This is a genomic window from Photobacterium sanguinicancri, assembly GCF_002265265.1.
GTDB classification, from domain to species: domain Bacteria; phylum Pseudomonadota; class Gammaproteobacteria; order Enterobacterales; family Vibrionaceae; genus Photobacterium; species Photobacterium sanguinicancri.
In genome coordinates this window covers 1-404 of the sequence record NZ_NOIF01000487.1, presented here as the reverse complement: position 1 = coordinate 404, position 404 = coordinate 1, and the positions used below count along the sequence as shown (strand labels likewise).

The 404-nt window shown below is 66.1% G+C and carries 1 protein-coding gene; it reads left to right on the top strand.

Annotated elements, in window-relative coordinates; all coding sequences use genetic code 11:
* The coding region (locus ASV53_RS26605; RefSeq protein ID WP_500690247.1) for an oxidoreductase dimerization domain-containing protein at positions 1–404 on the top strand (404 nt) is incomplete at both ends.

Below are 404 nucleotides of genomic sequence, written 5' to 3'. Positions count from 1 at the left end.
CTACGCCGTGGGCGACTGCACGAACTTCTTCCCGCTGGCATCCGTCGCGTCGATGCAGGGCCGCACGGCCGTGTTCCACGCCCTCGGCGACATCGTCATCCCGCTGGAGCTCATCAAGATCACCTCGAACATCTTCACCGCGCCCGAGATCGCGACGGTCGGCTACGGCGTGAAGGACGTCGAAGACGGTAAGGCCGACGGCATGGTCTACAAGCTGCCGCTCGCGGCCAACCCGCGGGCGAAGATGATGGGCATCAAGGACGGCTTCGTGAAGCTCATCGCCCGCAAGGGGTCGGGCACCGTGATCGGGGGAGTGATCGTCGCGCCGAAGGCCTCCGAGCTCATCTACCCGATCGCGATCGCCGTCGAGCGCCGACTGACGGTCGATCAGGTCTCGCGGGTGT